A 3,462-nucleotide genomic window follows, 5' to 3' on the forward strand; every position below is an offset into this window, starting at 1 on the left:
TAAATGCGAAATGGCCACCCAGCGTTGGGTGGCCATTTCGGTAAAGGAAGTCCGGCGGTGTCCTACTCTCCCACAGGGTCCCCCCTGCAGTACCATCGGCGCTGAGAGGCTTAGCTTCCGGGTTCGGAATGTGACCGGGCGTTTCCCTCTCGCTATGGCCGCCGAAACACTATTGATGTGTTTCAAAAACCAACAACGACATGTGTTTCATTGTTGTGTTGTTCTCGACCGTACATCGAGAACCACTCAGTGGACGCAAGCACCTAAAACGGTGTGTTATCAAGTCATCGGCTTATTAGTACCGGTCAGCTTCACGCATTACTGCGCTTCCACATCCGGCCTATCAACCCAGTAGTCTGGCTGGGAGCCTCTCACCCAAAAGGGTATGGAAGTCTCATCTTGAGGCCGGCTTCCCGCTTAGATGCTTTCAGCGGTTATCCATCCCGAACGTAGCTAATCAGCGGTGCTCCTGGCGGAACAACTGACACACCAGAGGTTCGTCCAACCCGGTCCTCTCGTACTAGGGTCAGATCCTCTCAAACTTCCTACGCGCGCAGCGGATAGGGACCGAACTGTCTCACGACGTTCTAAACCCAGCTCGCGTACCGCTTTAATGGGCGAACAGCCCAACCCTTGGGACCTACTCCAGCCCCAGGATGCGACGAGCCGACATCGAGGTGCCAAACCATGCCGTCGATATGGACTCTTGGGCAAGATCAGCCTGTTATCCCCGAGGTACCTTTTATCCGTTGAGCGACAGCGCTTCCACAAGCCACTGCCGGATCACTAGTCCCGACTTTCGTCCCTGCTCGACCTGTCAGTCTCACAGTCAAGCTCCCTTGTGCACTTACACTCGCCACCTGATTGCCAACCAGGTTGAGGGAACCTTTGGGCGCCTCCGTTACATTTTGGGAGGCAACCGCCCCAGTTAAACTACCCACCAGGCACTGTCCCTGAACCGGATCACGGTCCTAAGTTAGATATCCAGAGTGACCAGAGTGGTATTTCAACAATGACTCCACACTCACTGGCGTGAATGCTTCACCGTCTCCCACCTATCCTACACAAGCCACACCGAACACCAATACCAAGCTGTAGTAAAGGTCACGGGGTCTTTCCGTCCTGCTGCGCGTAACGAGCATCTTTACTCGTAATGCAATTTCGCCGAGTTCGCGGTTGAGACAGTTGGGAAGTCGTTACGCCATTCGTGCAGGTCGGAACTTACCCGACAAGGAATTTCGCTACCTTAGGATGGTTATAGTTACCACCGCCGTTTACTGGGGCTTAAATTCTCAGCTTCGCCTTGCGGCTAACCGGTCCTCTTAACCTTCCAGCACCGGGCAGGCGTCAGTCCGTATACATCGTCTTGCGACTTGGCACGGACCTGTGTTTTTAGTAAACAGTCGCTACCCACTAGTCTCTGCGGCCACCACACCCTTTCGGAGCAAGTCCTAATAAGTGGATGGCCCCCCTTCTCCCGAAGTTACGGGGGCATTTTGCCGAGTTCCTTAACCACGATTCTCTCGATCTCCTTGGTATTCTCTACCTGACCACCTGAGTCGGTTTGGGGTACGGGCAGCTAGAACCTCGCGTCGATGCTTTTCTCGGCAGCATAGGATCACCCACTTTTTATCCGCATCGTGTCTCAGCCTGAATAAGTGACGGATTTGCCTATCACTTGGCCTACGCACTTGCACCAGGACAACCATCGCCTGGCTTGGGCTACCTTCCTGCGTCACACCTGTTAATACGCTAGCCGCACCAGCATGGGGTCGAGCGTTCACACGGACGACCATCACCCCGAAGGGATCCGGAACATTCCGAGCTAGGACTCTTAGCACCACTGGATTAGCTTGGGCGGTTCTTCGCCGGTACGGGAATATCAACCCGTTGTCCATCGACTACGCCTGTCGGCCTCGCCTTAGGTCCCGACTTACCCAGGGAAGATTAGCTTGACCCTGGAACCCTTGGTCTTTCGGAGGACGTGTTTCTCACACGTCTTTCGCTACTCATGCCTGCATTCTCACTCGTGTAGCGTCCACGGCTGGGTCACCCCGCCGCTTCACTCGCCACACGACGCTCTCCTACCCATCAACACGGCTGGACCACGAAGGCCTACCAAAAATGTCAATGCCACAACTTCGGTGGCGTGCTTGAGCCCCGTTACATTGTCGGCGCGGAATCACTTGACCAGTGAGCTATTACGCACTCTTTCAAGGGTGGCTGCTTCTAAGCCAACCTCCTGGTTGTCAAAGCAACTCCACATCCTTTCCCACTTAGCACGCGCTTAGGGACCTTAGTTGGTGGTCTGGGTTGTTTCCCTCTCGACTATGAAGCTTATCCCCCACAGTCTCACTGCTGCGCTCTCACTTACCGGCATTCGGAGTTTGGCTGACGTCAGTAACCTTGTAGGGCCCATCGGCCATCCAGTAGCTCTACCTCCGGCAAGAAACACGCAACGCTGCACCTAAATGCATTTCGGAGAGAACCAGCTATCACGAAGTTTGATTGGCCTTTCACCCCTATCCACAGCTCATCCCCTCAGTTTTCAACCTAAGTGGGTTCGGTCCTCCACGACGTCTTACCGTCGCTTCAACCTGGCCATGGATAGATCACTTCGCTTCGGGTCTAGGACACGCGACTAAAATCGCCCTATTCAGACTCGCTTTCGCTACGGCTACCCCACACGGGTTAACCTCGCCACGTATCGCTAACTCGCAGGCTCATTCTTCAAAAGGCACGCTGTCACCCCTACTAAGGAGGCTCCAACGGTTTGTAAGCAAACGGTTTCAGGTACTATTTCACTCCCCTCCCGGGGTACTTTTCACCTTTCCCTCACGGTACTTGTCCGCTATCGGTCATCTGGGAGTATTTAGGCTTATCAGGTGGTCCTGACAGATTCACACGGGATTTCTCGGGCCCCGTGCTACTTGGGATACTCTTCACGCCAAGAACAAGCATTTCGACTACGGGGTTCGCACCCTCTATGACCGGCCATTCAAAACCGTTCGTCTATACCCTCTTGTCACGTCGACTGCTCGGCAGAACAATCCGAAAAGTCCCACAACCCCCCACACGCAACCCCTGCCGGGTATCACACGCATGAGGTTTAGCCTGATCCGATTTCGCTCGCCACTACTCACGGAATCGCTGTTGCTTTCTCTTCCTGTGGGTACTGAGATGTTTCACTTCCCCACGTTCCCTCTACCCGCCCTATATATTCAGGCGGGAGTCACCAGGTACGCACGCGCCCTGGCGGGGTTTCCCCATTCGGACACCCTCGGATCAAAACTCGCTTATCAGTTCCCCGAGGCTTATCGCAGATTGCTACGTCCTTCTTCGGCTCCAGATGCCAAGGCATCCACCGTTTGCTCTTAAAGACTTGAAATCACATGAGTTGAATCGTCAAAAAATTGACTAATGATCTTTAAGATCATCTTCACCAGAACAATCCGAAGATCA

2 rRNA genes are annotated in these 3,462 nt (G+C 54.0%); both read right to left on the reverse strand.

The window, feature by feature from the left end:
* Positions 1–49: 49 nt before the first annotated feature.
* Positions 50–166 (reverse strand): 5S ribosomal RNA (gene rrf / locus AB1K56_RS18460).
* Positions 167–275: 109 nt separating this feature from the next.
* Positions 276–3,388 (reverse strand): 23S ribosomal RNA (locus AB1K56_RS18465).
* Between the last annotated feature and the right edge of the window lie 74 nt (positions 3,389–3,462).

The sequence above is a fragment of the Microbacterium sp. BWR-S6Y genome, assembly GCF_041379845.1.
Taxonomy (GTDB): domain Bacteria; phylum Actinomycetota; class Actinomycetes; order Actinomycetales; family Microbacteriaceae; genus Microbacterium; species Microbacterium hydrothermale.